The sequence below is a fragment of the Geodermatophilus sp. SYSU D00867 genome (assembly GCF_054050315.1).
The window spans coordinates 320,455-347,450 of sequence record NZ_JBJGZC010000001.1 but is presented as its reverse complement, the minus strand read 5'-3'; the positions used below and the strand labels follow the sequence as shown (position 1 = coordinate 347,450).

25 protein-coding genes are annotated in these 26,996 nt (G+C 76.4%); 7 read left to right on the top strand and 18 right to left on the bottom strand.

The features are described from left to right. Positions 1–15: 15 nt before the first annotated feature. From ACI8AK_RS01720 to ACI8AK_RS01705, 4 genes are all read right to left on the bottom strand, one after another. The gene (locus tag ACI8AK_RS01720; RefSeq protein WP_387991494.1) at positions 16–1,158 is read right to left on the bottom strand and encodes an SIS domain-containing protein; all 1,143 of its coding nucleotides are present in this window, start codon (positions 1,156–1,158) and stop codon (positions 16–18) included. Further along, complete coding sequence (locus ACI8AK_RS01715; protein ID WP_387991491.1) at positions 1,155–1,376, bottom strand: Trm112 family protein; 222 nt, start codon at positions 1,374–1,376, stop codon at positions 1,155–1,157. Before ACI8AK_RS01715 ends, ACI8AK_RS01720 begins: the two co-directional genes overlap by 4 nt. After that, entirely contained in the window at positions 1,373–2,734 is a 1,362-nt protein-coding gene (locus ACI8AK_RS01710) for a phosphomannomutase/phosphoglucomutase (RefSeq protein WP_456954918.1), read from the bottom strand. Before ACI8AK_RS01710 ends, ACI8AK_RS01715 begins: the two co-directional genes overlap by 4 nt. A 122-nt stretch (positions 2,735–2,856) precedes the next feature. Next, complete coding sequence (locus tag ACI8AK_RS01705) at positions 2,857–3,207, bottom strand: DUF3499 domain-containing protein (RefSeq protein WP_089402638.1); 351 nt, start codon at positions 3,205–3,207, stop codon at positions 2,857–2,859. Positions 3,208–3,382: 175 nt separating this feature from the next. Between ACI8AK_RS01705 and ACI8AK_RS01700 the strand changes: the two genes are divergently transcribed. After that, positions 3,383–3,862: a metallopeptidase family protein gene (locus ACI8AK_RS01700; protein WP_387991485.1), complete on the top strand. Its 480-nt coding sequence runs from the start codon at positions 3,383–3,385 to the stop codon at positions 3,860–3,862. Between the two features lie 65 nt (positions 3,863–3,927). On the opposite strand, the gene ACI8AK_RS01695 is transcribed toward ACI8AK_RS01700, so the two are convergent. After that, complete coding sequence (locus tag ACI8AK_RS01695; protein WP_456903294.1) at positions 3,928–4,836, bottom strand: aminoglycoside phosphotransferase family protein; 909 nt, start codon at positions 4,834–4,836, stop codon at positions 3,928–3,930. A gap of 72 nt (positions 4,837–4,908) precedes the next feature. Between ACI8AK_RS01695 and ACI8AK_RS01690 the strand changes: the two genes are divergently transcribed. Further along, positions 4,909–5,904 carry a hypothetical protein gene (locus ACI8AK_RS01690; protein ID WP_456903295.1) on the top strand — a complete coding sequence of 332 codons (996 nt, stop codon included), beginning with the start codon at positions 4,909–4,911 and terminating at the stop codon, positions 5,902–5,904. On the opposite strand, the gene ACI8AK_RS01685 is transcribed toward ACI8AK_RS01690, so the two are convergent. Beyond that, positions 5,879–6,781 (bottom strand): hypothetical protein, encoded by a 903-nt coding sequence (locus tag ACI8AK_RS01685; protein WP_456954917.1) that lies wholly within the window; start codon positions 6,779–6,781, stop codon positions 5,879–5,881. The genes ACI8AK_RS01690 and ACI8AK_RS01685 overlap by 26 nt on opposite strands. A gap of 187 nt (positions 6,782–6,968) precedes the next feature. Beyond that, positions 6,969–7,220, bottom strand: coding sequence for a WhiB family transcriptional regulator (locus ACI8AK_RS01680; RefSeq protein ID WP_387991615.1), 252 nt, complete (start codon positions 7,218–7,220; stop codon positions 6,969–6,971). A gap of 302 nt (positions 7,221–7,522) precedes the next feature. Between ACI8AK_RS01680 and cofD the strand changes: the two genes are divergently transcribed. From cofD to rfbA, 3 genes are read left to right on the top strand one after another with little or no spacing between them, the layout of a single operon-like run. Continuing rightward, positions 7,523–8,485 (top strand): 2-phospho-L-lactate transferase, encoded by a 963-nt coding sequence (gene cofD / locus ACI8AK_RS01675; protein WP_387991474.1) that lies wholly within the window; start codon positions 7,523–7,525, stop codon positions 8,483–8,485. Next, positions 8,478–9,533, top strand: a complete 1,056-nt coding sequence (locus ACI8AK_RS01670) for a coenzyme F420-0:L-glutamate ligase (protein WP_456954916.1) — start codon at positions 8,478–8,480, stop codon at positions 9,531–9,533. Before cofD ends, ACI8AK_RS01670 begins: the two co-directional genes overlap by 8 nt. A 29-nt stretch (positions 9,534–9,562) precedes the next feature. After that, positions 9,563–10,435 carry a glucose-1-phosphate thymidylyltransferase RfbA gene (rfbA, locus tag ACI8AK_RS01665; RefSeq protein WP_387991469.1) on the top strand — a complete coding sequence of 291 codons (873 nt, stop codon included), beginning with the start codon at positions 9,563–9,565 and terminating at the stop codon, positions 10,433–10,435. Between the two features lie 136 nt (positions 10,436–10,571). Here rfbA and ACI8AK_RS01660 read toward each other — a convergent pair whose 3' ends face one another. The 4 genes from ACI8AK_RS01660 to ACI8AK_RS01645 all read right to left on the bottom strand — a co-directional run bounded on the left by ACI8AK_RS01660 (position 10,572) and on the right by ACI8AK_RS01645 (position 14,444). Next, complete coding sequence (locus tag ACI8AK_RS01660) at positions 10,572–11,540, bottom strand: DNA-3-methyladenine glycosylase family protein (RefSeq protein WP_456954915.1); 969 nt, start codon at positions 11,538–11,540, stop codon at positions 10,572–10,574. 16 nt (positions 11,541–11,556) lie between these two features. Beyond that, entirely contained in the window at positions 11,557–12,327 is a 771-nt protein-coding gene (locus tag ACI8AK_RS01655; protein WP_387991463.1) for an SDR family NAD(P)-dependent oxidoreductase, read from the bottom strand. A gap of 96 nt (positions 12,328–12,423) precedes the next feature. Beyond that, the gene (locus ACI8AK_RS01650; RefSeq protein WP_456954914.1) at positions 12,424–13,521 is read right to left on the bottom strand and encodes a mannose-1-phosphate guanylyltransferase; all 1,098 of its coding nucleotides are present in this window, start codon (positions 13,519–13,521) and stop codon (positions 12,424–12,426) included. Next, the gene (locus tag ACI8AK_RS01645; protein ID WP_456903299.1) at positions 13,518–14,444 is read right to left on the bottom strand and encodes a glycosyltransferase family 2 protein; all 927 of its coding nucleotides are present in this window, start codon (positions 14,442–14,444) and stop codon (positions 13,518–13,520) included. Before ACI8AK_RS01645 ends, ACI8AK_RS01650 begins: the two co-directional genes overlap by 4 nt. Positions 14,445–14,593: 149 nt before the next feature. Here ACI8AK_RS01645 and ACI8AK_RS01640 point away from each other — a divergent pair, with 149 nt between their 5' ends. Further along, positions 14,594–15,145, top strand: coding sequence for a hypothetical protein (locus tag ACI8AK_RS01640; RefSeq protein WP_456954913.1), 552 nt, complete (start codon positions 14,594–14,596; stop codon positions 15,143–15,145). After that, complete coding sequence (locus ACI8AK_RS01635; RefSeq protein ID WP_456954912.1) at positions 15,142–17,565, top strand: hypothetical protein; 2,424 nt, start codon at positions 15,142–15,144, stop codon at positions 17,563–17,565. Before ACI8AK_RS01640 ends, ACI8AK_RS01635 begins: the two co-directional genes overlap by 4 nt. Positions 17,566–17,682: 117 nt before the next feature. On the opposite strand, the gene ACI8AK_RS01630 is transcribed toward ACI8AK_RS01635, so the two are convergent. From ACI8AK_RS01630 to ACI8AK_RS01600, 7 genes are read right to left on the bottom strand one after another with little or no spacing between them, the layout of a single operon-like run. After that, positions 17,683–20,037, bottom strand: coding sequence for a hypothetical protein (locus ACI8AK_RS01630; RefSeq protein ID WP_456954911.1), 2,355 nt, complete (start codon positions 20,035–20,037; stop codon positions 17,683–17,685). Further along, complete coding sequence (locus ACI8AK_RS01625; RefSeq protein ID WP_387991446.1) at positions 20,034–22,418, bottom strand: hypothetical protein; 2,385 nt, start codon at positions 22,416–22,418, stop codon at positions 20,034–20,036. Before ACI8AK_RS01625 ends, ACI8AK_RS01630 begins: the two co-directional genes overlap by 4 nt. After that, positions 22,415–23,164, bottom strand: a complete 750-nt coding sequence (locus ACI8AK_RS01620) for an HAD family hydrolase (RefSeq protein WP_456903304.1) — start codon at positions 23,162–23,164, stop codon at positions 22,415–22,417. The genes ACI8AK_RS01625 and ACI8AK_RS01620 overlap by 4 nt, the downstream gene beginning before the upstream one ends. Beyond that, entirely contained in the window at positions 23,161–25,254 is a 2,094-nt protein-coding gene (locus ACI8AK_RS01615; protein ID WP_456903305.1) for a hypothetical protein, read from the bottom strand. Before ACI8AK_RS01615 ends, ACI8AK_RS01620 begins: the two co-directional genes overlap by 4 nt. Beyond that, positions 25,245–25,835 carry a hypothetical protein gene (locus tag ACI8AK_RS01610; protein WP_456903306.1) on the bottom strand — a complete coding sequence of 197 codons (591 nt, stop codon included), beginning with the start codon at positions 25,833–25,835 and terminating at the stop codon, positions 25,245–25,247. The genes ACI8AK_RS01615 and ACI8AK_RS01610 overlap by 10 nt, the downstream gene beginning before the upstream one ends. Next, positions 25,832–26,551 carry a glycosyltransferase family 2 protein gene (locus ACI8AK_RS01605; RefSeq protein ID WP_456903307.1) on the bottom strand — a complete coding sequence of 240 codons (720 nt, stop codon included), beginning with the start codon at positions 26,549–26,551 and terminating at the stop codon, positions 25,832–25,834. The genes ACI8AK_RS01610 and ACI8AK_RS01605 overlap by 4 nt, the downstream gene beginning before the upstream one ends. Then, positions 26,544–26,966 carry a GtrA family protein gene (locus tag ACI8AK_RS01600; protein ID WP_387991432.1) on the bottom strand — a complete coding sequence of 141 codons (423 nt, stop codon included), beginning with the start codon at positions 26,964–26,966 and terminating at the stop codon, positions 26,544–26,546. The genes ACI8AK_RS01605 and ACI8AK_RS01600 overlap by 8 nt, the downstream gene beginning before the upstream one ends. Positions 26,967–26,996: the final 30 nt, after the last annotated feature.

Genomic DNA, 26,996 nt, shown 5'->3' with positions numbered 1-26,996 from the left:
CCGGCCGGTCCGGGCTCAGCGCCGCAGCGCCCGCTCCTGGTCCAGGGCCAGCGCGAGGTAGACGGCGGTGAAGTCGGCCACCGCCATCTGCCGCGCCAGGCGGGGCAGCCGGCCGTGGCGCTCGGGCTCGCCGTGCTCGGCCAGCCCGCTCACCGGCACGTTGTTGGCCGCGGCGGTGCGCAGCACCTCGCTCATCGCCTCGTGCGCCGAGCGGGGCTCCCGCTCGCCGGCGCCGTCGTGGTCGGCGGCGTCGGTGTCGCGGATGGTGAGCAGCCGCAGCCGGCGGCCGGTGTCCTCGGCGCGGTCGCGGAAGAAGTCGTCGACGTCGCGCGGCGCCAGCGGCCCGCCGAGCACCGCGCAGGCGGCGACGCGCTGGTCGGGCAGCCGGAACCCGCTGGTCGGGAGGCCGGCGAGGGTGGCCAGCTGGTCGGCGAAGCGGGCGGCCGCGGTGCCGGCCAGCGGCCCCTCGGCGGCGATGACCGGGAACGCGTCGAGCAGCTCGAGGGCGAGGGTCTTGGCCGGGTTGGTGAACGACTCGCGCGCGGGGCCGCACTCGGCGGCGACCTCGTCGAGGGCCGCGGCGATCGCCTCGGGGTCGGCCGCCTCGGCCCGCAGCAGCCCGAGGTCGGTGGCCAGCCGCAGCAGCGGGGTGAGCAGCGACCACAGGGTGGTGTGCCGCACCCGCGAGCGCGGCAGCGGCACGTAGGGCATCCGCGCGGTCGAGCAGGCCGCCCGCAGCGGGGCGTCGTCGGCGCCGATGCCCAGCAGGGTCACCCCGCGCCGGGCCGCCTCGTAGGCCGGGGTCACCGCGTAGCGGCCGGCGCCGGTCCGGGTGGCGACGACGGCGATGTCGGTCGGGCCGGTCCACACCGGCAGGTCCGGGCCGGGGACCACGTCGACGGTGACCGGGCTGGACGGGCCGAGCAGCGCCCGCAGCACCGACGCCGCCACCGCCCCCTCGCGCCGGGCGACGATCACCAGCCCGCGCGGGCGGCCGCCCTCGGTGACCCGGCCCAGCCCGGCCTCCTCGGTCAGCCGCGCGGTCTCGCGCACCTGCGCCCCGGCGCCGGCGACGGCCGGCAGCAGGCCGCGCGGGTCGCGGGCGCGCAGCACGTCGAGGTCGTCGAGGACCTCCTCGGCCAGCTCGGGCGAGGTCATCGGCCCGTCGTCCCCCCGCCGCCCCGCACCCGCGCCTCGTCGAGCAGCAGCACCGGGATGCCGTCCCGGACGGGGAAGGCCCGGTCGCACGTCGGGCACACCAGCTCGCTCGCCGCCTCGTCGACGGTCAGCGGGCTGTGGTGGGTGTCCGGGCAGGCGAGGACCTCCAGCAGCAGCGGGTCCAGGCCGAGCGGCCCCTGCGTCGTCCCCTGTGTCATGCGCGCACCATCCCCAGCACCCGGTCCCTGAGCTCTTCCATCCGCGCCCGGTCGGGCGCCTCGACGTTGAGCCGCAGCAGCGGCTCGGTGTTGCTGGCCCTCAGGTTGAACCACGAGCCGTCGGGCAGGTCGACGGTCAGCCCGTCGAGCTCGTCGACCGTCGCGCCGTCGGCCTCGAACGCCTCCCGGACCACCTTCGTCCGCTCCGCGGCGTCGGCCACGGTGGAGTTGATCTCCCCGGAGGCGGCGTAGCGGCTGTAGGCGGCCGTCAGCTCCGACAGCGGCCGGCTCTGCTCGCCGAGCGCGGCCAGCACGTGCATCGCGGCGAGCATCCCGGTGTCGGCGCGCCAGAAGTCGCGGAAGTAGTAGTGCGCGGAGTGCTCGCCACCGAACACCGCGTCGGTGCGGGCCATCTCGGCCTTGATGAACGAGTGCCCGACCCGCGTGCGCACCGGGGTGCCGCCGTGCTCGCGGACGATCTCGGGCACCGCCCGCGAGGTGATCAGGTTGTGGATCACCGTCGTCCCGCGGCCCTTGGCCAGCTCCCGGACGGCGACCAGCGCGGTGATCGCCGAGGGGCTCACCGGCTGGCCGCGCTCGTCGACGACGAACACCCGGTCGGCGTCGCCGTCGAAGGCCAGGCCGATGTCGGCGCCCTCGCGGCGGACCGCCTCCTGCAGGTCGACCAGGTTGGCCGGGTCCAGCGGGTTGGCCTCGTGGTTGGGGAAGGTGCCGTCGAGCTCGAAGTACAGCGGGACGACGTCGAGCGGCAGGCCCGCCAGGACGACGGGGACGGTGTGCCCGCCCATGCCGTTGCCGGCGTCGACGACCACCCTGAGCGGGCGGATCCGCGACAGGTCGACCAGTCCGCGCAGGTGGGCGGCGTAGTCGGGCAGCAGGTCCCGCCGGCCGATCTCGGCGACGCGGTCGGGCACGCGGTCGTAGGAGTCGCGCTCGGCCCACTCGCGGACCGTGACCAGCCCGGACTCCTGACCCACCGGGGCGGCCCCGGCGCGGCAGAGCTTGATGCCGTTGTACTGCGCCGGGTTGTGGCTGGCGGTGAACATCGCGCCGGGCACGTCCAGCGAGCCGGCGGCGAAGTAGAGCAGGTCGGTGGAGCCCAGGCCCGCCTCGAGGACGTCGACGCCGCGGGACAGGACGCCCTCGGCGAACGCGCGGGACAGCGGCACCGAGGACGGGCGCATGTCGTGCGCGGTGACGACGGCGGTGGCACCGCTCTCGGTGGTGACGAACTCGGCGAAGGCGGCGCCGATGCGCCGCGCGACGTCCTCGTCCCACTGGTCGGGGACCACGCCCCGGACGTCGTAGGCCTTGATGATCGCCGACAGGTCCGTCACTGCACACCCTCGCCTGGACTGGCCGGGCGCGTCCCCCGGTCCGGCCGACCCTATCCGCGGGCACCGGCTCGGGCTCCCGGAGGCCGGTGCGGATCCCTCGGAGGTGCGAGCGGCGGAGCCCCTCAGTCCAGGTCGGGGAGGACGCGCAGGTGGCCGCGGCGGGTGCCGCGGCCGTCGTCGGCCGGGGCGCGCGGCGGCTCGGGGCGGGCCGCCTCGCGGACGGCGTCGGCCAGCGCGAGCAGGTCGTCCCCGGTCGGGCCGGAGTCCTCGACGTCGATCTCGTGCCGGACGACCTCCCAGCCGCGCGGCACGGTCAGCCGCTCGGCGTGGAACTCGCAGAGGTCGTAGCTGTGCGGCTCGGAGAACGTGGCCAACGGGCCGACGACAGCGGTCGACTCGGCGTAGACGTAGGTCAGTGTCGCCGCCGCCGGTTGCGCGCAGCCGCTGCGACTGCAGCGACGTGACTGCCTCACCACCGGTTCCTCACGCTGGGCACAGTAGCCGCGTACCCGGGGAGTCGGCGACAGGCACACCGGACCGGCGCCCCTCCGTTCCCATCCAACCCGACGTCCCCGCGCGCCCCGTCACCGGGGGCACGGCAACGCCCCGCTGCCCCGTCCCGGCGATGCGCCGTACGCTCGCCCCGCCATGAGCCGACCCGTCCGTCCCGACCGCTCCCGGCCCGCACGGTCCCGCCGCGACCGGCACGGCCGGGGCCTGCGGGGCCGCCTCGTCCCCGACGAGGTCCCCCTCGCCCGCAGCCGCGCCGAGCAGTTCGACGACCTGGTGCTCGACGCGGTCGAGGACCTCGAGCGCCGCTGGGAGCGGGAGCTGGCCGGCGTCGAGTTCGCCGTCGAGGACGTGCCCTGGGTCGACCACACCAGCCCCGACGAGGTGGTGCTCGACCCGGACGTCCTCGACGACGGCACGGTGCCGCTGGCGCGGGTGCTGCCGGCGCACCGCGAGGACGGGCGGGAGGTGCCGGCGCGGATCGTCGTCTACCGGCGGCCGCTGGAGATCCGGGCGCACGACCGCGACGACCTCGCCGACCTCGTGCGCGACGTCGTCGTGGACCAGGTGGCGGTGCTGCTCGGCCGCGACCCGGAGGAGATCGACCCCACGGGGTAGGAGGAGGACCCCCTCGCCCCCCCGCTCGCAGGCTCGCCGCGGGCCCCTGCGAGCGGGCCGTTCCATCAGGTCGACAACGGGCTGCCCAGCTCGGCGGCCATCGCGCGGGCCTCGGTGAGGCGGGCGCGGGCGAAGGCGGTGTCCAGGCCGTCGCCGCGGTCGGCGCGGGTCAGCCGCGCCACCAGCTGCTCGAGGGCGACGGCGTGCCACAGCAGCCCCACGTCGGGCTCCTCCCAGCCGGCGGTGCGGGAGAGCACCACCTCCCCGATCTGCGCCCGGTCCTGCGCGTCGGGCGTGGTGGCCCACAGCGTCAGCAGGTCGCGGTGCCGGGGCGCGGGCCGGACGCCGGACCACTCGAGGACCACCAGCCGGCCCTCCCCGTCGGGCCCGCCGGAGTCGACGACGACGTTGGCGGCGCGCAGGTCGCCGTGCGCCACCTCGGACAGCGGCAGCTGCGCGGCGGCCGCGCGGACCGCCCGCAGCTCCCCCAGGCGCACGCCGCCGCGCACCAGCCGGGAGGCGTCCTCGACGGTGGCGCGGGCGCGGCGCAGCGACCCGCCGGCCGGCGGCTCCCACGGCTGCCCGGCCGGCGCCGGCAGCGGCGCGATCCGCACCGCCGCCTCGACCGCGGCGGCGGTCCACCGCGGCCCGCCGGAGGGGCCGGGGTGGACGCGGCGGGACAGCAGCCACCGGCCGTCGTCGGCCGCGGCGACCACCTCGGGGACGCCGACCTGCCGCTCCTCGGCCCACCGCCGGCCGCGCAGCTCGGCCTGCAGCCGGCCCCGGCCGCTCTCGGTGACGGCGAGGTCGAGCACCCGGTCGGCGAGCACGCCCTGCACGACGCCGACCCGCGCGGACAGGTCGGTGACGGCGAGGACCGGGTCGGACACCCCCAGCTCGGCGAGCAGCGAGACCACGCGGTCGCGGGCTGCGGACACCGTCCCCGACGCCGTCGCTCCCGGGTTCTCGGCCACGCCGGGATCGTGTCAGGCGGCCCGGTGTGCCGCACGGGATCCCCCCGGGCGGCCCCTGGGATGCTCGGGGGGATGGACTCCCCCGCGCCGGTCGCCCCCTGGGTCGTGCTCGGCGTGGCCCTGGTGGCGCTGGTGGCGGTCGTCGCGGGGCTGGCGCTGAGCCGGCGGAGGGCGCCGGCCCGGCCGCGGCAGGAGGAGCGGCCCCCGCCGCCGGAGCGGCCGCCCGGTCCCCACTGGGCCGTCGACGACCTGCCCGCGTTCCTCGAGGCGCCGCCGGGCACCCCGGTCCCGGAGACGCGACCGGCCGCGGCCCCCGCGCCGGCGGCACCGCCGGGACCCGACCCGTCCGCCCGCACAGTGGCCGCGCTGGCCGCCGCGGGCCTCGCGCTGGTCGCCGTCCTCGCGGGCGTCGCGCTGGGCAGCGACCGCGGGGAGCCGGTGGCCGCTGGCGCGCCGCGACCGGCCGTCCCCGGGCCGTCCACGCCGCCCGCCTCCCCCACTCCCGCGCGGCCCGAGCTGCCCCCCGTCCCCGCCGACCCGCTGCCCGGCGAGCGCGGAGCGGGGCTGCTCGCCGCGCGGTCGGTGCCCCTCGGTGACGCCGGCGTCGCCGCCCGGCTGGCCCTGGGCGGGCTGGTGCTCGAGCGGCGCGCGGTCGGCGTCACCGTGGGCTACCCGTCGGTGAGCGTGAGCGTCGGGACCGACGGGACGGCACTGGCGCACGTGCTGCTGCCCGCCTGGAACTGCCTGGGCACCACCGCGCCCGCGGACCCGGAGGCGGCCGGGTGCACGCCGGTCCCCACCGAGTACGCCGACCTGCCCACCCCGGCGCTGACCGTCACCCGCGACGGCGACGCGCTGCGGCTCGCCGGCCGCTTCCCCACCTACACCCGGCCCACCGCGACGCCGCCGGCGTACACCGGCCGGGTCTACGACCTGAGCGTCACCGTGGCCCCGGCCGGTGGGCTCGACGGCGGCGAGGCCCCGGCGGACGGGACGCTGTTCCTCGGCACCGAGCGGGCCGAGGCGCTGCCCGACCCGTCGCTCAGCCGGATCCGCGTCGCCGGCTGACCGGCAGCGCGGGGACCAGCCGGGCCGCGCGGTCCAGCACCGGCCGCAGCACCCGGCCCCGGCCGGACACCGCGACGCCGACCAGCGGCGCGCCCCGGACGGTGCCCAGCCCGCCGATCCCGGAGCGGCCCCACCACGGCAGCCGGTCCGCGCCGTCGACCAGCGTGAGCAGCCCGGCGCTCAGCCGCCCGCCGTCGGTGACCGTGGCGACCTCGACCCGGCCGAGGGCGGCGTGCAGCCGGGCGGCCGCGCGGACGAGGTCGCGGGCCCGCGCGTCGGGCGCGGTCGCGAGCAGGGCCGGCAGCGCGCGGTCGAGGTCGCGGGGGTCCCGGCTGCGGACGACCCGGCCGGGTGCGACGTCGTCCAGGCCGTCGACGAGCAGCGTGCTGCGGGAGGTGGCGACCCGGGCGTCGGGGCGCAGCCGGGCCAGTGCCCGCACGGTCGGGTCGCCCAGCGGCAGCCCGACCAGCCGCAGCCGCCAGGGCCGGCGCAGCCCGGTGAGCAGGCCGAGCACGCCCGCTGCCAGGCGCTCGGCGGCGTCGTCGTCACGGGCCAGCAGCCGCGCCGGCGGCCGGCCGCCGGGGACCGGGAGGCCGTCGCCGAGCAGGGTCGCGGTGACCACCGGGCCGGCGGTGGCCAGGGCGAGCAGGGCCAGCGCGTCGGGCCGGCCCGACCAGCGCGGCTCGACGACGACCGCGGCGGGCACCAGCCGCGGTCGCGGGTGCGCCGACTGCACCGACAGCACGGTGGTCAGCCAGGGCGCCGCGGCGGTCAGCGGCGCGGCGAGGTCCCGGGCGAGCGGGACGGCGGCCCGGACCTCGCGGACCACGCGGGCCCGGCCCAGCGCCGTCCGGGTGTCCCTGTCCGCTCCGGTCACCGGGTCATCCGACCACACCGCCGTCCGGCCGCCGGGACGCCGCCGAGACGCCGCCGGGACGCCGCCGGGACGACGCAGCCCCCGGCGGCACTGCCGTCGGGGGCTGTGGTCGGGGGCTGTGGGAGGGGTCGGGGGACGTCGCACGCCGGTGTGCTGGGCGGTCCCGTCCGTCCCCGGACGCCGGGGGTCAGATGGCGCGGCGGCGCAGGCGGCGGCGCTCCCGCTCGGAGAGCCCGCCCCAGATGCCGAACCGCTCGTCGTTGGCGAGCGCGTACTCCAGGCACTCGGCCTTGACCTCGCAGCCGGTGCAGATCTTCTTCGCCTCGCGCGTGGAACCGCCCTTCTCGGGGAAGAACGCCTCCGGGTCGGTCTCGGCGCACAGCGCGCGCTCCTGCCAGGACGCGACGTCGTCGGCCAGGCCCATGCCGAGCAGCCCCATCAGGCCCTGGTCGGCCGGCCCGCTGTTGCGGGAGCCCCGCTCCGACCCGCCGACGTAGTCACTCAGCCACGAGACCTCTGCCATGACGATGCGTCCCCTCTCGCTCTCGTCCCGGACGCGGTTGCTCCGCGCCGCACACCGCGGGAATTACACGCGTGTCGTTGCCCGAGCGTCAACTTCGCCCGGTGTAAGCGGTTGACCACACGGGCCACACCCGTCACACGCCGTTCGTCACTTCTCGTCCACGCAGCCGACACGCCCGTCGAACAGTGGACAAGTGCCCATGGGGCACGATGACTTTCGTGGAGATCGTCGTGCTCGCCGGTGGCGTCGGCGGGGCCCGGTTCCTGACCGGTCTGCGGGAGGTGGCACCGCCCTCGTCGGTCACCGCGGTGGTCAACACCGGCGACGACGTGACGATGCACGGGCTGCGGATCTGCCCGGACCTCGACACCGTCGTCTACACCCTCGGCGGGGGCATCGACCCCGAGCGCGGCTGGGGCCGGGCCGGCGAGTCCTGGACGGTCAAGGAGGAGCTGGCCGCCTACGGCGCCGAGCCCACCTGGTTCGGCCTGGGCGACCGCGACCTGGCCACCCACCTCGTCCGCACCCGCATGCTCGACGCCGGCTACCCGCTCTCGGACGTCACCGCCGCGCTCGCCGACCGCTGGCAGCCGGGGGTCACCGTGCTGCCGATGAGCGACCAGCGGGTCGAGACGCACGTCGTCGTCGACGACCCCGGCAGCGGGCGGCGCAGCGCGATCCACTTCCAGGAGTGGTGGGTGCGCCACCGCGCCGGGCTCGAGCCGCACGCCTTCGTCCAGGTCGGCGCCGAGCAGGCCCGCCCGGCACCGGGCGTCGTCGAGGCGCTGGCCCGCGCCGACGCCGTCGTGCTGGCGCCGTCGAACCCGGTGGTGTCGATCGGCACGATCCTGGGCGTCCCCGGCCTGCGCGACGCGCTGCGCGCCACCCCGGGCCGGGTCGTCGGGATCTCCCCCGTCGTCGGCGGCGACGTCGTCCGCGGCATGGCCGACCGCTGCCTGCCGGTGCTCGGCGTCGAGGTCAGCGCCGAGGGCGTCGGGCGGCACTACGGCGCGCGGTCCGACGGCGGCCTGCTCGACGCCTGGCTGGTGCACACCGGCGACCGCGCCGAGGTGCCCGGCGTCGACGTGCGCGCGGTGCCGCTGCTCATGAGCTCCCCCGAGGCCACGGCCGCGATGGCCCGGGCCGCGCTGGACGCCGCGGGCGTCTCGGTCGATGGCTGAACCGGCCGGGGGTCTGCGGGTCCTGCCCGTCCGGGGGCTGCCGGAGTTCACCGCCGGGGACGACCTGGCGGGGGCGGTCGCCGGCGCCGCGCCGTGGCTGGCCGACGGCGACGTCGTCGTCGTGACCTCCAAGGTGGTGTCCAAGGTGGAGGGCCGGGTGGTCCCGGTGCCGCCGGGCGCCGACCGCGAGGCGGTGCGGCAGCGGGCGATCGACGAGGAGAGCGTCCGCGTCGTCGCCCGGCGCGGGCCGCTGAAGATCGTCGAGACGCGGCACGGCTGGGTGGTCGCCGCCGCCGGCGTCGACGCCTCGAACGTGCCCGGCGACTCGCTCGTCCTGCTCCCCGCCGACGCCGACGCCTCCGCCCGCGGGCTGCGCGACCGGCTGCGCGCGCTGCTCGGCGTCGAGGTGGCGGTGGTCGTCAGCGACACCTTCGGCCGCACCTGGCGGGAGGGGCTGACCGACGTCGCCGTCGGCTCGGCGGGGATCGCGGCGCTCACCGACCACCGCGGCGCGGTCGACGCGCACGGCAACCGGCTGGAGACGACGCAGACGGCCGTCGTCGACGAGGTCGCCGCGGCCGCGGACCTGGTCAAGGGCAAGCTCGACGGTGTGCCGGTCGCCGTCGTGCGGGGGCTCCGGTTCGAGGTGCCCGCCGAGGACACGGGCACCCGGCCGCTGGTGCGGCTGGGCCCCGGCGACCTGTTCCCCTACGGCAGCCGCGACCTGGTCGCCAGCCGGCAGCCGGTCCGCGACCTGGTGCCGCGGCCCGGGGACCGCGAGGCGGTCGCCGAGGCGTTCCGGGTGGCCAGCGCCGCGCTGCCGGAGTTCCCGGTGGTGCTGCGGCACGGCGGCGAGGGCGACGGCGTGGTCGACGTCCACCTCCCCGAGCGCGCCACGGTCACCGCCGCGCTGAACCTCGGCGCGCACATCGGGGCCGTGCTCGTCCAGCTGCACGCCGAGGGCTGGGCCACCCGGTGGGAGCCGGTCGGCACGCCGGGCGGGTCCTCACTCGTCGGGAGGTTGTGGCTGGGCTCCCCCCGGGCCTGACCGGCGCGCAGTCGCTAGCGTCGCCGGTCATGCGGGGGATCATCCTGGCCGGAGGCACGGGGAGCCGCCTGTTCCCCATCACCCAGGCGGTGAGCAAGCAGCTCATGCCGGTCTACGACAAGCCGATGGTGTACTACCCGCTCTCCACGCTGATGATGGCCGGCGTCCGCGAGGTGCTGGTGATCACCACCCCGGGCGACCAGGCCGCGTTCCGGGCGCTGCTCGGCGACGGCAGCCGGCTCGGGATGCGGATCGAGTACGCCGTGCAGGAGAAGCCCGAGGGCCTGGCACAGGCCTTCCTCATCGGCGCCGGTTTCGTCGGTGACGAGGCCGTGGCGCTGGTCCTGGGCGACAACATCTTCTACGGCGCGGGTCTCGGGACGGCGCTGGGACGGCTGCCCGCCCCCGACGGCGGGCACGTGTTCGCCTACCACGTGGCCAACCCGCAGGACTACGGCGTCGTGGAGTTCGACGGCAGCGGCACGGTGCTCTCCATCGAGGAGAAGCCGGCGAGGCCCAAGAGCTCCTACGCCGTGCCCGGGCTGTACTTCTACGAGTCGTCGGTGGTCGAGGTGGCCCGCGGCATCCGGCCCAGCGCCCGCGGCGAGCTCGAGATCACCGCGGTCAACGAGCACTACCTGCGGCAGGGCCGGCTGACCGTCACCGTCCTCGACCGCGGCACCGCCTGGCTGGACACGGGGACGTTCGCCTCGCTGCGTCAGGCCACGGAGTTCGTCTCGGTGGTCGAGGAGCGGCAGGGCCTCAAGATCGGCTGCATCGAGGAGGTCGCCTGGCGGCAGGGCTGGCTCGACGACGACGGCCTGCGCCGCGCCGCCGGGCCCCTGGGCAAGAGCGGCTACGGCGACTACCTGCTGCGCCTCCTGGACGACCCGCGCCCCTGAGGACGGCGCCCGGCGCGACCGGGGCGGCGCCCGGGAGTGCACTTCGCGGGGCCTCCAGGGCCCGGTGTGTGCACACAGCGCGCCCGCGACGGCCGGGCAGCCGCGCCTCGTGCACACGGCGACCGGCCGGCCGCGGTCAGAAGCGGCGGTAGTCCGTCGGCGCCATCCGGGGGCCGCGGCGGGGCGGCATGCTCCCGCCGACGTGCAGCAGCCGCACCACCCGCTGCCGGTGCCCGCGCCAGGGCTCGAGCAGCTCCATCATCCCGTCGTCGTCGGTCCTCCGGCCGGCCAGCGACCAGCCCACCAGGTTCTTCAGGTGGTAGTCGCCGTAGCTGACGGTGTCGGGGCAGCCGTGCGTGCGCTGGACGACCTCGGCCGCCGTCCACACCCCGATGCCCGGCACCGTGCGCAGCTTGCGCTGGAGGGTCGGCGAGTCGCAGCCGTCGTCCGGCTCGAGCGCGTGGGCCACCGACGCCACGTGCAGCAGCGCCCGCCGGCGGGCGCCGTCGAGGCCGCAGCGGTGCCACTCCCAGTCGGTGACCTCCCGCAGCCGCCGCGGCGAGGGCAGCACCCGCATGCCCTCGGGGGCGGGGCCGGGCGCGGGGTCGCCGGCCAGCCGGAGCAGCGCCCGCCACACCCGGTGCGCCTCGACGACGGTGACCTTCTGCTCCAGCACCGCCGGGACCAGCGCGTCCCAGGTGCGGCCGGTGCGGCCCAGCCGCAGGTCGGGCGTGCGCCGGGCGATCTCGCGGACCAGCGGGTGGCAGTCCGGGTCGAAGTCCGCGCAGTCGTCGTGGGCCCCGAGCCAGCCGGGCACCGCCGTGCCGGCCCACTCCGCGCCCGGGCCCCACGCCTGCACCCGCACCTCGCCGCCGCGGTGGGTGACGCGCACCGTGGCGGGCCCGCACGGGGTGGTCGTCGTCCGCCAGACGGCGTCCCCGTCCCACTGCATCGCGGGGTCCCCGGCGCTGCGCTGGTGGGGGCGCAGCACCGCCTCCAGGTCGAAGCGCCAGTCCGGCCGCCAGCAGTCGGTGAAGTCGGCGCCGGCGAGGACGGCGGGGGGTGCGGGTGCCGGCGGGGTCGGGGCCGGCGGTGCAGCGGTCACGCGGGTCTCCGGGGAGTCAGCGGGGGGCCATGCGCAGCGCGCCGTCCATCCGGATGACCTCGCCGTTGAGGTAGCCGTGCTCGACGATGGCGAGCGCCAGCTGGGCGAAGTCGTCGGGGCGGCCGAGCCGCTTGGGGAACGGGATGCCGTTGGCCAGCGCGGTGCGGGCCTCCTCGGGCAGGCCGCCGAGCAGCGGGGTGTCGACCAGGCCGGGGGCGATGGTGCACACCCGCACGCCGACGCTGGACAGGTCCCGCGCGGCCGGCAGCGTCATGCCGACGATGCCGCCCTTGGAGGCGCTGTAGGCCACCTGGCCGATCTGGCCGTCGTAGGCGGCGATCGAGGCGGTGTTGACGACGACGCCGCGCTCCCCGTCCTCCTCCGGCTCGGTGGCGGCCATGGCGGCGGCGGCCAGGCGCAGCACGTTGAAGGTGCCGACCAGGTTGACCATCACCGTGCGGAGGAACGGGTCGAGGTCGTGCGGGGTGTTGCCCTTGCCGACCGTGCGCTGCGCCCAGCCGATGCCCGCGCAGTTGACCGCGACGCGCAGCGGCCGGTCCTTGCCGGTGGCGTCCTCGATCGCGGCGGCCACCTGGGACTCGTCGGTGACGTCGGTGCGGACGAAGGTGGTGTGCCCGCCGAGCTCGTCGGCCAGCGCCTTCCCGCGCTCCTCGTTGAGGTCGACGATGGTGACCGCGGCACCGCGCGCGGCGAGCGCGCGGGAGGTGGCCTCCCCGAGACCGGAGGCCCCACCGGACACGACAGCTGCGACGTCGAAGTTCTTCATGACCGGCATCACACCACGCACACGGTGACGTGCTGGACCGGCCCTCCTGCAGGGGCCCGCCGCGAGCCCCCGAGCGGTGGGGGGCAGGAGGGTCCTTCAGCTGAAGCGGGCACCGTGCCGCTCCTCCACGGCGGACAGCAGCTGCTTGACCCGCTCGGCGTCGGACACCGGGCAGACCATCGTGACGTCGGCGGTGGCCACGACGACGCTGTCGCGGACCCCGACCAGCGCCACGAGGTGCTCCGGGTCGTCGCTGAAGACGATGTTGGCCGCGCTGTCGAGGGTCACCGCGAGCCCGCCCACGGCGTTGCCGTCGGCGGCGGCCAGCGTCTGCGCCAGCGCCGGCCACGAGCCGACGTCGAGCCACTCGACGTCGAGGTCGGCGACCAGCACCCGGCCGGGCTCGGTGGCCGCGGGCTCGAGGACGGCGTAGTCGACGCTGGTCTTCGGCAGCGTCGGGAACACCTCGGCGAGGACGGCGTCGCGCTCCGCGCCGGCCGGCGCGGCCACGATCCGCGCCAGCCCCTCCGCCGACGCCGGCAGGTGGTCGGCCAGCGCGTCGAGGACGGTGCGGGCCCGCCAGACGAACATGCCGGAGTTCCACAGGTACTCACCCGACGCCAGGTAGGCCTCGGCGGTGGCGCGGTCGGGCTTCTCCTTGAACGCGGCGGCCTCGGCGACCCCGGGCACCTCGGTGGCCGGGCCGCGGCGGACGTAGCCGAAGCCGGTCGCCGGGGCGGTCGGCGTGATGCCGAGGGTGACCAGCGCCCGCGGCCGCGCGGTCACGGCGTCGAAGGCGGTGGTCAGCGTGGCGGCGAACCGCTCGACCGGGCGGATCACGTGGTCGGCGCTCACGACGGCCAGCTCGGCGTCGGGGTCGGCCTCGGCGACCAGGGCGGCGGCCAGCCCGACGGCGTTGGCGGTGTCGCGGGCGACCGGCTCGAGCACCAGCCGGTCCGGTCGCAGCCGCGGCAGGGCCGCCCGCACCTGGGCGCCGTAGCGGGCCGCGGTGCAGACCCAGATCCGCTCGGCCGGGAGCACGGCCTCCAGCCGGGTGAAGGCCTCGGCCAGCAGGCTGTGCGGAGGGCCGTCGCCGTCCTGGAGCACGTCGAGCAGCTGCTTGGGCCGGGCGGCGCGCGACAGCGGCCACAACCGGGTCCCGGAGCCTCCCGCCATGACCACCGCGTGCCTCATGCCGCACCTCCTCGACGGGCCCGGCCGACGTCGTCGGCGCGGCGCTGGAAGCGGGCCCCGGCGGCGACCCGCCCGCTGACGTAGGACACGAGCATCCGGCCGCCGAGGCCGGCCCGGAGCGCGGCCCGCAGCGGGGCGTTGCGGGGGCCGGGGTACTGGCCGGACAGGTACCGCAGCGCGCTGGTGTGGTGCACCCGCTGCATGCGGTGCGGCTCCCGGCGGGTGGCGTGCCCGCCCTCGTGGACGACGACGGCGCTCGGCGCGTAGACGTGCAGCCAGCCCGCACGCCCCAGCCGCCGGCCGAGGTCGACGTCCTCGAAGTACATGAAGTAGCCGGGGTCGAAGCCGCCCACCGCCCGGAACGCCTCGAGGTCGACGAGGAAGCAGGAGCCCGACAGCCAGCCGGCGGTGCGCTCGCGCGGCGCCTCGCGCTCGCGGCGGTAGCGCGCCGTCCACGGGTTGCCCGGCCACGCCCAGCCCACCAGCGCGTGGCCGGCGCCGGTGGACAGCCGCGGCAGCTCGCGCGCCGACGGGTAGAGCTCGCCCTCGGGGGTGCGGATGGCCGGGCCGACGGTGGCCGCGCGCGGCCAGCGGGCGGCGACGGCGAGCAGCTCGTCGACCGACCCGGGCTCGAAGCGGACGTCGGGGTTGGCCACCAGCGCGTACCGGCCCGGGGCCCCGGCCAGGCCGGCGTTGACCGCCGCGCCGTAGCCGACGTTGCCGCCCGTGCGCAGCAGCCGCACGTGCGGGTGCGCGGCGGCGACCCGCTCCGGGACGCCGTCGGTGGACCCGTTGTCGGCCAGCACCACCTCGACGGGCCGGGTCGTCGCCTCGGCCAGCGAGGACACGAAGCCCTCGAGCGCCTCGCCGGGCGAGTAGGTGACCGCCACGACGCGCAGGGGTCCCGACGGCGGTGCGCTCACGCCTCCCAACCTAGATGCGCCTCCCCGCGGACCTCCGCGCGAGGGAGGCGACCGGGGTGGGTGAGGCGTCCGGGACGACTGTGACGGGACGTTCCCACCCCGCCGCCGAGGTCCCCGGGACTCAAGGACCGGCTCCCTACGGTCGATGGGTGTCTGTGCGCAAGTACCTCCTCACCCACCGTTGCGCCGCCGTCCCGCTCGCGCTGACCTGTGGCCTGCTCGTGCTCGGCGGCTGCAGCACCGGCGGGACCCAGGCGGACACGACCACCACCGCCGACGGGACGACCTCCGCCGGCGCCACCGGCTCCCCGGCCGACCCCACCGCCGGCACGCCCGCGACGGACGGCTCGCCGGCGGTGGACACCGACGCCGTGCAGACCGACGCCCCCGTGGACTCCGCCTCGCTGGTGCTGGCCCGCGCCGAGTGGTCGCCCGGCCTGCCCGGCATCGAGGCCGCCGCGTTCGTCCAGGGCCTGGTCGAGACCGGCGGCGAGTGCACCGCCGTCGCCGAGCCCGCGGACGGCGGCGACGCGGTGTCCAGCGAGGCCACCGAGGCCGAGCCGGGCCCGGCGACCACCGAGTGCGGCGCGCTCGCCGTCGTCCTGCCCGAGGGCAGCACCGGCGCGTGGGCGGTCACCGTGACCTACACGTCCGGCTCGACGGAGCTGGAGTCCGAGACGGTGACGGTGGACGTCCCGTGAGCGGCCGCTCCGTCCCCCGGCGGGCGCGGCTGCTGCTGGCGCTCGCCTGCGTGCTGGCGTCCCTGGCCGGCCTCGGCGTCGTGCAGGTGACCACCGCTGCGCCCGCGCAGGCGGCCAGCGCCGCGGACTTCCGCGCCGGCAACATCATCAGCGACGCCGTCTTCTGGGACGCCTCCACGATGGCGCCCTGGGACGTGCAGGCCTTCCTCAACGGCAAGGTCTCGTCCTGCCAGGCCGGCTACACCTGCCTGAAGGACTACCGGGAGAACACCTGGACCCGGCCGGCCGACGCCCAGTGCGCCCAGTACAACGGCGTCGCGGGGCAGACGGCCGCCGACATCATCTGGAACGTCGCCCAGGCCTGCCAGGTCAACCCGCGGGTGCTGCTGGTCCTCCTGCAGAAGGAGACCAGCCTGGTCACCAAGACCAACCCGACGTGGGACAACGCCTACAAGAAGGCCACCGGCTACGGCTGCCCGGACACCGCCCCGTGCGACGCGCAGTACTACGGCTTCTACAACCAGGTCTACAAGGCCGCCTGGCAGTACCGGCGGTACGCGGTGAACTGGAGGAACTACTCGTACCAGGCCGGCCGCTGGAACACGATCCAGTGGCACCCGAACGCCGCCTGCGGGACGACGTCGGTCTACATCGAGAACCAGGCCACGGCCGGGCTGTACATCTACACGCCCTACCCGCCCAACCAGGCGGCGATGAACAACCTCTACGGCACCGGCGACGGCTGCTCGTCCTACGGCAACCGCAACTTCTGGCGGATGTTCACCGACTGGTTCGGCAGCACGCAGTACTCGGTGGTCGGCGAGATCGACGCCCTCTGGCAGCGGATGGGCGGGGTCGGCGGCGCCCTCGGCGCGCCGGTGGGCGCGCGGTACCCGACGTGGGGCAACGGCTGGACGCAGGGCTTCCAGAACGGCCGCATCCACTACTCGCCGGCGACCGGCGCGCAGGCGGTGCTGGCGCCGATCTCGTGGGCCTACGACCCGCTGATGGGCGAGTCCGGCCCGCTCGGCTACCCCGTCGGCCCGCGCTACGCGACGTGGGGCAACGGCTGGACGCAGGGCTTCCAGAACGGCCGCATCCACTACTCCCCCACCACCGGCGCGCACGCGGTCCTGGCGCCGATCTCCGCCGCCTACGACGCGCTGCTCGGCGAGTCCGGCCCGCTCGGCTACCCGGTCGGCGACCGCTACCAGACGGCGGGCAACGGCTGGGTGCAGGGCTTCCAGAACGGCCGCATCCACTGGTCCCCCACGACCGGCGCGCACGCCGTCCTGGCGCCGATCTCCCCGGCCTACGACGAGCTCCTGGGCGAGTCCGGGCCGCTCGGCTACCCGGTCGGCGGCCGCTACCAGACGGTGAACAGCGGCTGGGTGCAGGGCTTCGAGAAAGGCCGGATCCACTACTCGCCGGCCACCGGGGCGCACGCCGTCATCGGCGGCATCTCCACGGCCTACGACACGCTGCTCGGCGAGTCGGGCCCGCTGGGCTACCCGACGGGCGACCGCTACCCGACGCCGGGCAACGGGTTCACCCAGACCTTCCAGAACGGGCGGATCCACTGGTCGCCGGCCACCGGCGGGCACGCGGTCGTGGCGCCGATCGCGGCGACCTACGACACGCTGACCGGCGAGTCCGGCCCGCTGGGCTACCCGGTCGGGTCGCGCTACGCGACGCCCGGCGGCGGGTGGACCCAGGCGTTCCAGAACGGCCGCATCCACTCCTCCCCGGCCAGCGGCACGTTCGCGGTGCTCAGCCCGATCTCGACGGCCTACGACCCGCTGCTCGGCGAGTCCGGCCCGCTCGGGTACCCGGTCGGCGCGCGCTACCGGACGTGGAACGACGGCTGGACCCAGGCCTTCCAGAACGGCCGCATCCACTACTCCCCCACCACCGGCGCGCACGCCGTCCTGGCGCCGATCTCGGCGACCTACGACGCGCTGCTCGGCGAGTCCGGGCCCCTCGGCTACCCGGTCGGCGACCGGTACCAGACGGCCGGCGGCGGGTGGACCCAGGCGTTCCAGAACGGGCGCATCCACTGGTCCCCCACCACCGGCGCGCACGCCGTCCTGGCGCCCCTCTCCCCGGCCTACGACGCGCTGCTCGGCGAGTCCGGTCCCCTCGGCTACCCGACGGCGGACCGGGCACGGGCGGCCGGGAGCGGCTGGGTGCAGGTGTTCGAGAACGGCCGGATCTACTGGTCCTCCACCACCGGTGCGCACGCCGTCCGGGGGCCGGTGGCGCAGGCCTACGCCGCCGCCGGGGCCGAGTCCGGCGAGCTGGGCTACCCGACCGGGGACCTGGTGACCGAGCCCGACGGGGCGCAGCGCCAGGACTTCCAGCACGGCTCGATCCGCTGGACCAGCGCCGACGGGGCGACGGTGACGCTCACGACCGACTGACCGGCGCGCGGTACGACGCGGACGGCCCCGGGACACCACGGTGTCCCGGGGCCGTCCGTCGTCCGGGGCCCGCCGGTCGGGCGGTGGGGCCGGGTGGCGCGTGCCGGGCGGTGCCGGTCAGGCGGTGCGGCGGCGCCGGACGACGACTTCGACGGCCACCGCCAGCGCGAGCAGGAGCACCCCGGCGCCGGCGGCGGGCACCAGCAGCCGGTCGGCCAGCGGGTCGAAGTACAGGTCCACCCGGGCGTCGTCGAGGTCCCCGGGGAGCTCGATCGTCAGCAGCGTGTCCTCCACCGAGCCGACCTCGACCGCGGTGCCGTCCACCTCGGCCCGGAAGCCCGGCCAGGCGGGGATCCGCAGCACCAGCCGGCCGCCGTCAGCGGGCGTGGAGACCCGCAGGGACTCCCCCGGCTCGCCGCTGCGGAAGGCCGCGGCCGTGTCCCCCGCGGCATCGTCCCCGGCGGCCTCGACGGAGACGCCGTCGGAGGCCCAGGTGACCCGGCCGGGCAGGCCGTCGTCGCGGACGAAGCGGCCGTAGACGCCGGCCAGGCCCGCCTCGGTCCACGCGCCTCCGTCGCGGAAGTGCTCCTCGACGGCGTCCGGGGCGTACGGCGAGAGCAGCACCTGGTCCGAGGAGAGGGCGTCGATCCACCGCAGGTCGGTGCCGGGCACGCGCTCGAGCAGCCCGTCGGTGCACTCCTCGGTGGACTGCACCTGACCGAACAGGTCCTGGCACAGCCGCTCGGTCCACGCGTCGTGGCCGACCGCCACGTAGCCGAAACCCGGGCGCAGGCCGGCGACGAGGTTCGCGTTGCCGGGGAGCACGCCCCAGTCCCAGCCCTGGTCCTGGACCTCGCGGCCGACGTCGTCGAACCCGCCGAAGACGTACACGGTGAGCGCGGTGTCCGTCGCCACCGAGCGGTCGCGGAAGGCGGCGACGTCGTCCCCCCAGGCCGGGCGCAGCGCCATGTTGCGGAACGGCAGCCCGGTGGCCGGCAGCTCCGCCTGCTCGTCGGCCCGCGCCTGCGCCAGCGTGGTCGAGCCGACCGGGGCGAGGTCGGCCGCGACCGCCAGCGCCACCAGCACCGGACCGGCCACCCGCGGCAGCCAGGCGCGCAGCGCTCCCCCGGCCGCGGCGGTGCGCCGGCGCAGCAGGAGCGCCAGCGCCGCCACCGCCGCCGCGGCCAGCACCGCGGCGAGCAGGTGCCACGCCCACAGGGCCGGCGAGCGCACCAGGGCGAGCCCCAGCTGGGCACCGACCAGGCCGAGGGCGGCGAGGACGCGGCGGCGCGTGGGCCGGGCGACGGCGGTCAGCGCGACGGCGGCGAGCACGGCCAGGGCCGGGCCGGACACGGCGAGGTAGCGGAACGGGTAGCGCAGCTGGCCGACGTCGGTCGGCATCTGGGTGAGCACCAGCGCCGCCCCGAGCAGGACCATCCCGGTGAGCACCCCGCGCCCGCGCAGCGCCCCCCGCCAGTCGACCAGCGCGAGGGCGGGCAGGGCGAGGACGGCGGTGGCGGCCAGCGGCGGCGTCCAGAGGTACCCGCCGGCGGCGCCGGAGACGCTGGGGGTCAGCGTGCTCCCGCCGAGCACCGCGTCGAGCAGGTTCGGGATGAGCGAGCCGACGTTGGCCAGCACCGTCTCCGGCGGCTCGCTGCGGGTGGAGGCCTCGGCCATCTCCTGCGACGCGAGCAGCCCCGGCGCCCCGGCGACCAGGCCGGCGGCCCCGGCGGCCAGCCGGGACAGCACCGGCGCGGTGCTCCGGCCCTCCCGCCGGCGGCGGCGCTGCTCGAGCAGGTGCCCGGCGACCAGCGCCCCGGCGGGGACCAGCACGTACGGGTAGCCGGAGGCGGTGAGCTGCCAGGCGGCCAGCGCGGTCACGACCGCGCCGGGCCAGCGGCGCAGCACCAGGCCGAGCCACAGCCAGGGCAGCCACGCGGTGCCCCACATCAGCGGCCACCAGGACCCGCCGACCCACAGGAACAGGCCGGTGCTGGCCGCCCCCACCGCCGCGGCCGCCGCCAGCGCGGGGCGCACCCGCAGCGCGACCAGCAGCAGCACCAGGCCCAGCCCGAGGACCAGGGTGGCGCCGGCGCCCAGCAGCCAGCCGGCGTCCCGGAGCGTGTCGAGGCGGGCGACCGCCGCGCTGATCAGCCAGTGCGTGGGGTCGAGGACGCCGTACTGGGGGTCGGCGACGAAGTTGCCGCCCGAGCCGAGCTCGGGGTCCAGCAGCGGCGGGCGGACGCCCGGGGACCGGCCGAGGTGGCCGAAGCCCGGCACGTACTGCGCCTGCTGGTCGTCGAGCCAGAAGAACCGCGGGACGAGCGCGCGGAGGGCGGCGAGGAAGGCGACCTGGGCCACCAGGTACCCGCCGACGGCGAGCGCCGCGTCACGGACACGGCGACGGCCCGCGGGGCCGCGGGGAGCCGCGATCGGGGCCGTCTCGGACCGGTGTGCCTGCGTCGCGGTCATCCCGCCGGGTTCCGCCTCCTCGTCAGCCGTCGCTCCAGCCCGGCGGTCGCGCCGAGGCCCGCGGCGAGGGCGAGGACCGAGAGCACGGCGCCGGCGCCGACGGCGACGGTCCCGAGCCCGGCCCGGGGCCGCTCGTACGCGATCTCCAGGGTGCCCTCCCCGCCGCCGGCGGGCAGCACGACCTCGACGGCGGTGCCGTCGACGACCTCGACGTCGACCGGCTGCCCGTCGACCCGCGCCACGTAGCCCGGCCACCACGGGATCCGGGTGAACACGCGGGCGTCGTCGCCGGACCAGCTCACGCGGTAGCTCTCCTGCTCGAACCCGACGTCGATGGCCTCGACCGAGTCGACGCCGTCGCTGACCCAGGTGACCCGGCCCGGCGTGGCCTCGCGGCGCTCGTAGCGCAGCAGCCCGCGGTCCTCGCCGGTGCGCTCGTAGGAACGGTCCAGCGCCGCGCGGATCTCGGCCGGCGCCCGCTCGTCGAGCAGGACGACGTCCTTCGACAGCGCCTCGAGCCAGGTGACGTCGGTGCCGGGAACCTGCGCGAGCAGCCGGTCGACGGGGTCGGGGCAGTCGCCCACGACGCCGACGAAGCTCGCGCACCACCGGTTCGCCCACCCGGCCTGGCCGAGCGAGGTGTAGGCGTAGCCGGGCCGGATGCCGGCGAGCAGCGCGGCGTTGCCGACGGCGGCCCCGCGCAGCGCGCCGCGGTCCTCCCCCGGCTCGCCCCACCAGAGGACGGTCGCGTTGAGCCCGACGCCCTGGCTGGCCTCCTCGAAGTCCGAGACCAGGGACGGCCAGACCGTGGTGTCGTAGATGCCGCGGGCCGGCAGCCCGGTGGGCTCGGCGCCGTGGTCGCGGGCGTCGATGCGCTGGTAGGTGATCGCCGCGCCGATGCTGGCCAGCGGCGCGGCCGCGGTGGCCACCAGGGCGAGCACCGCCAGGACGGCGCCGGCGCGCGCCCGGGCGGGGGTCCCGCCGTCCCCGGCCGGCTCGGCGTCGCGGGCGGCGCGCCGGGAGGCGAGCACCCCGGCGACGGCGAGGACGACCAGCCCCCAGAAGACGACGAAGGCGTGCCACTTCCACATGACCGGCGTGCGCGACCAGGCCAGGACGCCCTGGGCGACCAGCAGCCCGGCGGCCAGGGCCAGCCGCCGCCGGCCGAGGTCCAGCCCGCAGCGGCTGGCCAGCACGGCGACCAGCACCGGCGAGACGACCTGCAGGACGACCACGTAGCGCCACGGGTAGCGCAGGTCGAACAGCACCGTCGGGCTCTGCGTGGCCACCACCGCGACGACGCACAGCGCCACCGCCGGCAGGACGCCCGGGGTGCGCCAGAGCCGGACGCCGTCGGGGCGGACCCGCCACCGGACCAGCGCCAGCACGGGCAGCACGAACCAGGCCAGCGCCATGACCGCCGGCTGCATCCGGTCGCCCCACCAGCCGAGCACCGACGGCGAGAGGGTCGCGCTGCCGAGGAGGACGTCGAGCAGGTTGGGGATGTGCTCGCCGGCGTTGCCGAACGCGTCGCCGGCGCCGCCGAGGCTGCGCTGGCTGAAGGGGGTGAGGGCGCTCGCGGTGAGCAGGCCCGGCGCGCCGAGCAGCGCGCCGCCGGCACCGGCGGCCAGCCGGACGACGAGGTCGCGCACGCCGCCCTCGGCGCGCGGCTGCTGCAGCCGGACCAGCGCGACGCAGGCGACCACGATCGCCGAGAAGGGCAGCGCGTACGGGTAGCCGGAGGTGATCGTCATGTAGGCGGCCACCACCGCACCGGGCACCGCCCAGCGGCTGCGGCTGGACAGCGCCCACCACAGCCACGGCATCCAGGCGGTGCCCCAGCCCGAGGGCCACCAGGACGTCGCGTACCAGAGCATGAAGCCGGAGTTGACCGCGCCGAGCGCGGCCGCGGCCGCCCACACCGGGCGGGCGCCGAGGTGGGTGGCCAGGACCGTGGTGCCCAGCCCCATCACCGCGACGACCAGGATCTTCATCCCCCACGCCGCGGCGTTGAGGTCCTGCGCCGAGCCGACGACCTGGGCCAGGAGCCAGTGCACCGGGTCGAGCACGCCGTACTGGAGGTCGGCGACGAAGGCGCCGCCCGAGCCCTGGTCGGGGTCGATCAGCGGCGGCGTCCCCGGCTGCCGGCCGAACCAGGAGAAGACCGGCAGGTACTGCGCCTGCATGTCGTCGATGTAGAAGAACCGCGGCTGCCACAGCCGCACGACCAGCAGCAGGACGGCCTCGGCGGCGACGAACAGCCCCGCCGCGACCAGGCCGGCGCGTGCCGGGGAGCCGGGGCGGCGCAGGCCGGCGCCCGGGGACTCCGGCGACCCGGGCGGCGTGCCCGGCCGGTCGAGCACGGACGCCCGGGAGCTCATGCGGAGGCCTCCCGCCCGCCGGGGATCAGGTCGTGCAGGGCGTCCTCGATCTGCTCCATGCGGGACCAGGTCAGCGCGCTGGTCGGGGCGTCGCCGCGGCCGGCGAGCAGCCAGCCGGTGCCGGACTCGATGAGCTTGTCCGCCACCAGCCGGTCGATGCAGGAGACGTCGGGCACCGAGTCCCCGACGAACCAGACGTGGCTGGACTCCTGCCGGGGCAGCCGGTCGAACAGCACCCGGAACGGCTCGAGGGTGACCTTGTCGCCGGTCGCCTCCTCGGAGGTGACGACGTGGTCGACGACCTGGTCGAGCTCCAGGTGCACCAGCTTGCGGAACTGGATCTGGGCGGTCAGGTCGGTGACGATCGCGATCGGGATGTTGTTGTAGCGCAGCGAGCTGAGCAGGTCGCGGGCGCCGGGGCGCAGCTTGGCCGCCAGCAGGTACTCCCGCCAGTACTCCTGCTCCAGCGCCAGCGCGAGCGCCGGCTGGCTGCGCAGCCCCAGCATCTCGATCGCCTCGTGCCCGTAGAGCAGCCGGCTGTGCGAGCTGCCGGTGTCGCCCAGCCGCGCCTTGACCCGCTTGCGCGCGCCGTCCCAGACGTCGAGGAACGCCCGGTCCTTGACGCCCAGCTCGCGGGCGGCGAAGGCCACCACCGCCGCGGTCCCCGCCCGGTGGCAGGGCTCGTAGGGGTAGAGCGTGTCGTCGAGGTCGAAGATGACGAGCGACGGCAGGCGTGGGGTGGTCATCGGAGGGTCGACTCCAACCGGTTGCGGCGACGCTCGAGCATCGCCAGGACGAGGATCAACTGCATGAGGCCGCGGCTGCCGCCCAGCCACACCGGCTCGCTGACGAACAGCTCCTCCGGCCGGTCGAGCAGGTGGCGGGCGAGGCTGCGCACGTCCCGGGGGGTGAGCGGGGACGGCGAGACGGTGAGCTCCACCGCGCCCGGCTCGTTGAGGTACTCCAGGCGCGAGGGGACGCCGCCCACGGAGATCAGTGCCCGGCTCAGCCGCTCGGCGAACGCCAGGCCGCGCAGCCGGGCGACCACGCGCAGGGACAGCGGGGCGTCCAGCGGCTGGTCCTCCGGCGGCAGGCACCGCTCGGACTCCAGCCGCAGGACGACGTCGGCCAGCGGGCGCTGCGGGAGGATGTAGCGGTCGCGGTCGGGCTCGCGCCGGTCGATCGAGGCCTGCACCGAGGTCAGTGCGTGCCCGCGCTCACCGACGTCGCGCTCGATCTTCAGCCGGCGCCGCAGCGGCTCGTCCATGTCGGTGAAGACCGTGAGGTCCACCTTGGCCCGGACGTCGCCGCTGGTCAGCGCGTGCAGCCCGCTGACCACCACGAGCTCGCGGTGGGCGATCGGGCGCTGCTTGGTGAACCGGCCGCGGGCGTGGTCGTAGTGGCGGCACCACACCTCCTCGCCGGCCAGCAGCCGGAAGGTGTCCCGGGTGAGCCGGGGCAGGTCGTTGGCCGCCGGGTCCAGGTGGGTGGTGACGTTCCACAGCGGCGCGTGCCGCTCGTACAGGTGGTAGTCGTCGCCCATGAGGAACGACGTCGCCTGCTCGCCGAAGACGTCGGACAGCGAGATGCACAGCGTGTCCTTGCCGGTGCCGCTGTCGCCGGCGACCGCCATCGACAGCGGGGCCCGGGAGAGCCGGTAGACGTCGTACTGCTGCAGCGCCCCGCGCAGCACCATCGCTAGGGCGATGGCACCGGCGACGACGGCCGTGGTGGCCAGCAGGTCGAACAGCCAGGCCGGCAGGTCGAAGGCGGTGCGGTCGACGTCCCGGAAGGTCATCCCGAGCGCCGGCGCGTCCCACCGCGGCGCCGCGCCGCTGGCCGACACCGCCTGCGAGGCGGTGACTGCGACCCAGAAGCAGAAGACGGCGGCGCGCACCCGCGGGCCGGTGCCGGCGGCGATGACGGCCAGGAAGGGCACCGACCACAGGAACCAGCCCGGCGAGGCCGGGGTGAGCAGCGCGACCGCGGCCAGGGCGACCGCGGTCACGGTGAAGACCAGGTCGGGGTTGGCCCGCCGGAACCGCCACAGCACCGCCAGCAGCGCGGCGTAGACCACCGGCAGCAGCACCAGCTGCAGCCCGGGCCCGAGGGTGATGACGTAGTCGACGGCGGCGCCGAAGGTCGGCGTCCCCAGGACCATCTCCCGGTAGCCGCCGGAGACCGCCGGCAGGAAGAGCAGCACCAGGCCGGGCAGCAGCCCGGTCAGGTACGGGACGAGGGCGGCCCGGTAGCGGCTGTTGCGCAGCAGGAACAGCAGCGCGAACGGCACGATCAGCACCGAGCTGGCCTTGACCGCGACCGCGAGGCCCGCGGCCACGCCGGCGGCGGACCACTGCCGGCGGCGGAAGGCCAGCACGGAGGCGAACATCAGCAGCGTCGGCACCAGGTCCAGCTGGCCGTGCACGTACGCGGCGTAGACGAGGATCGGCGAGACGGCGGCGAGCACGACCGCGCGGCCGGGGCGGGAGCCGCCGGTCCGCAGCAGCAGCCAGGTGATCAGCAGGTCGGCGACCAGGACGCCGACCGCCATGCCCAGCTGCACCGCCCACGGCACCGGCAGCCACGAGGTCAGCAGCCCGAAGAAGCCGAACCAGACGAGCATGAGCGGCCCGTACGGGAAGGCCTGCTCGACGCCGCCGTCGGCCAGCCACTCCGACCACGGGGTGAACGAGGGCTGGTCGAGGAAGTGCTCGACGAAGGGCGCGAACCAGGCCCGCTGCACCGCCGGCACCAGCACGGCCAGCAGCGCGACGCGCACCGCGAACCCCGCGGCGAGCAGCAGCTTCTGCCGGGGGCCCAGTTCCCTCAGGCCCACAGTGCGGGCCTCTTCGTGCAGACGGCGTCGAGCTCGAGGCCGGCCTCGGCCAGCGCGCGGCGGATGCCCGCCACCTCCGGCTCGGGGTCGCGGGCCTGCAGCTCGGGGCTGACCACCATCACCCGGTACCCGGTGCCGGCCAGCGCGGCGAGGTCCTCGCGCGGGGGCAGGGCGCCGGTGAAGGAGTCCAGCCACACCCACTGGGCGCGCGGCTGCAGCGCCAGCACGGTGTGCACCGACTCGTACTCCGAGATGCGCGCCATGCAGCGGCTCTCGCCGCGGCGCAGCGTGCGCACCATGAAGGGGAAGGACTGGTCGAGGTAGGTCCACTCCTCGACGCCGCGGGCGGCCAGCGCGGCCTCGACCCGCTCCTCGAGGCCCTCCTCCTTGACGTTGGCCACGAGGAAGGCGTGCGCGTAGGCGTCGAGCCACTCGTCGAGGTCCACGCCCGGGTCGAACGGCTCGTGGGTGACGACGAGCCGGTCGCCGTAGGACCGGATGTCCATCTCGATGCCCAGCTCGCGCGGGGTGTCGGCCAGCTCGGCCGGCAGGTTCCGCCGGTGGGCCACGACGAGGGTCACAGCTGCTTCCTCAGCGCCAGGCTGAAGTCGACCGTGCGCTTGATGAACTTCCGCTTGGCGGCGAGGTCGACGTTCCAGGACGAGGTGCCGAAGCGCCGGGGCGCGAAGACCACCGGCACCCGGCGGATGTCGAAGCCCCGCTCGGCGGCGGTGTACATGGCGAACAGGTCCAGCGAGAAGTCCTTGGGCGGGGTGCCCCACTGGTCGAGCAGCTGGCGGGAGAACATCGTCGGCTGGGCGTTGATGTCGGTGAGCCGGCGGCGCAGCAGCACGGTCTCGAAGACGCTCATGCCCGCGGTGAACACCCGGTCGGCGACGGGCCGGCCGTAGCGGCGGCCCTTGACCAGCACCGGGCCCGCGGCGCCCTCCATCGCGGCGACGGCGCGCAGCGCGTCGGCGGGGTCGGTCTGCAGGTCGGCGTGGGTCCAGCCGACGATCGGCGCGCGCGCCACCGCCAGTCCGGACGTGATCCCCCAGCCGTAGCCCTCGTTGGGGTCGACCCGGATCGACCGGACCCGGTCGTCGGCGGGGTCGAGCAGCCGGGCGAGCACCTCGGGGGTGTCGTCGGTGCTGCCGTTGTCGACCAGGATCACCTCGCCGTCACCGGCCTCGGCGGTGAAGCGGGCGCGCAGCACGAGCTCGGGCAGCGAGCGGGCCTCGTTGTAGCAGGGGACGACGAGGCTGAAGGCGGGCGTGGGCCGGGTCGGCTCAGCCATGCGGGGAGGCCACCTCTCGGGGCTCGGGGCCGCGCACGGGCGACCGGAAGACGAAGCGGGCCATGCCCACGAAGTTCCACGCGGCCGACAGGCCCGTGGCCACCAGGAAGCCGACGGCGACCTGCCAGGTCCGGCCGTCGTCGAGGACGGCCAGGACCAGGGCGTTGGCACCGACGTTGATCCCGAGGGCGCACAGGTAGACCACCACGAACGCCACCAGCGACCAGCGGTGCGACTGCCCGCGGAAGGTGAACCGCCAGTTCGCGACGTAGGCGAACACCGCGCCGGCGATGAAGCCCAGCGCCTTGGCCCAGCCGTGCCCGACCCCGCCCCACAGCAGCAGCTGGTAGACGACGGCGTCGATGAGCACGGTGGTGCCACCGACCAGCACGAAGCGTGCCAGCGAACCCCTCATGACCGGTTCCCCCCTCCGGCGACGGTCACG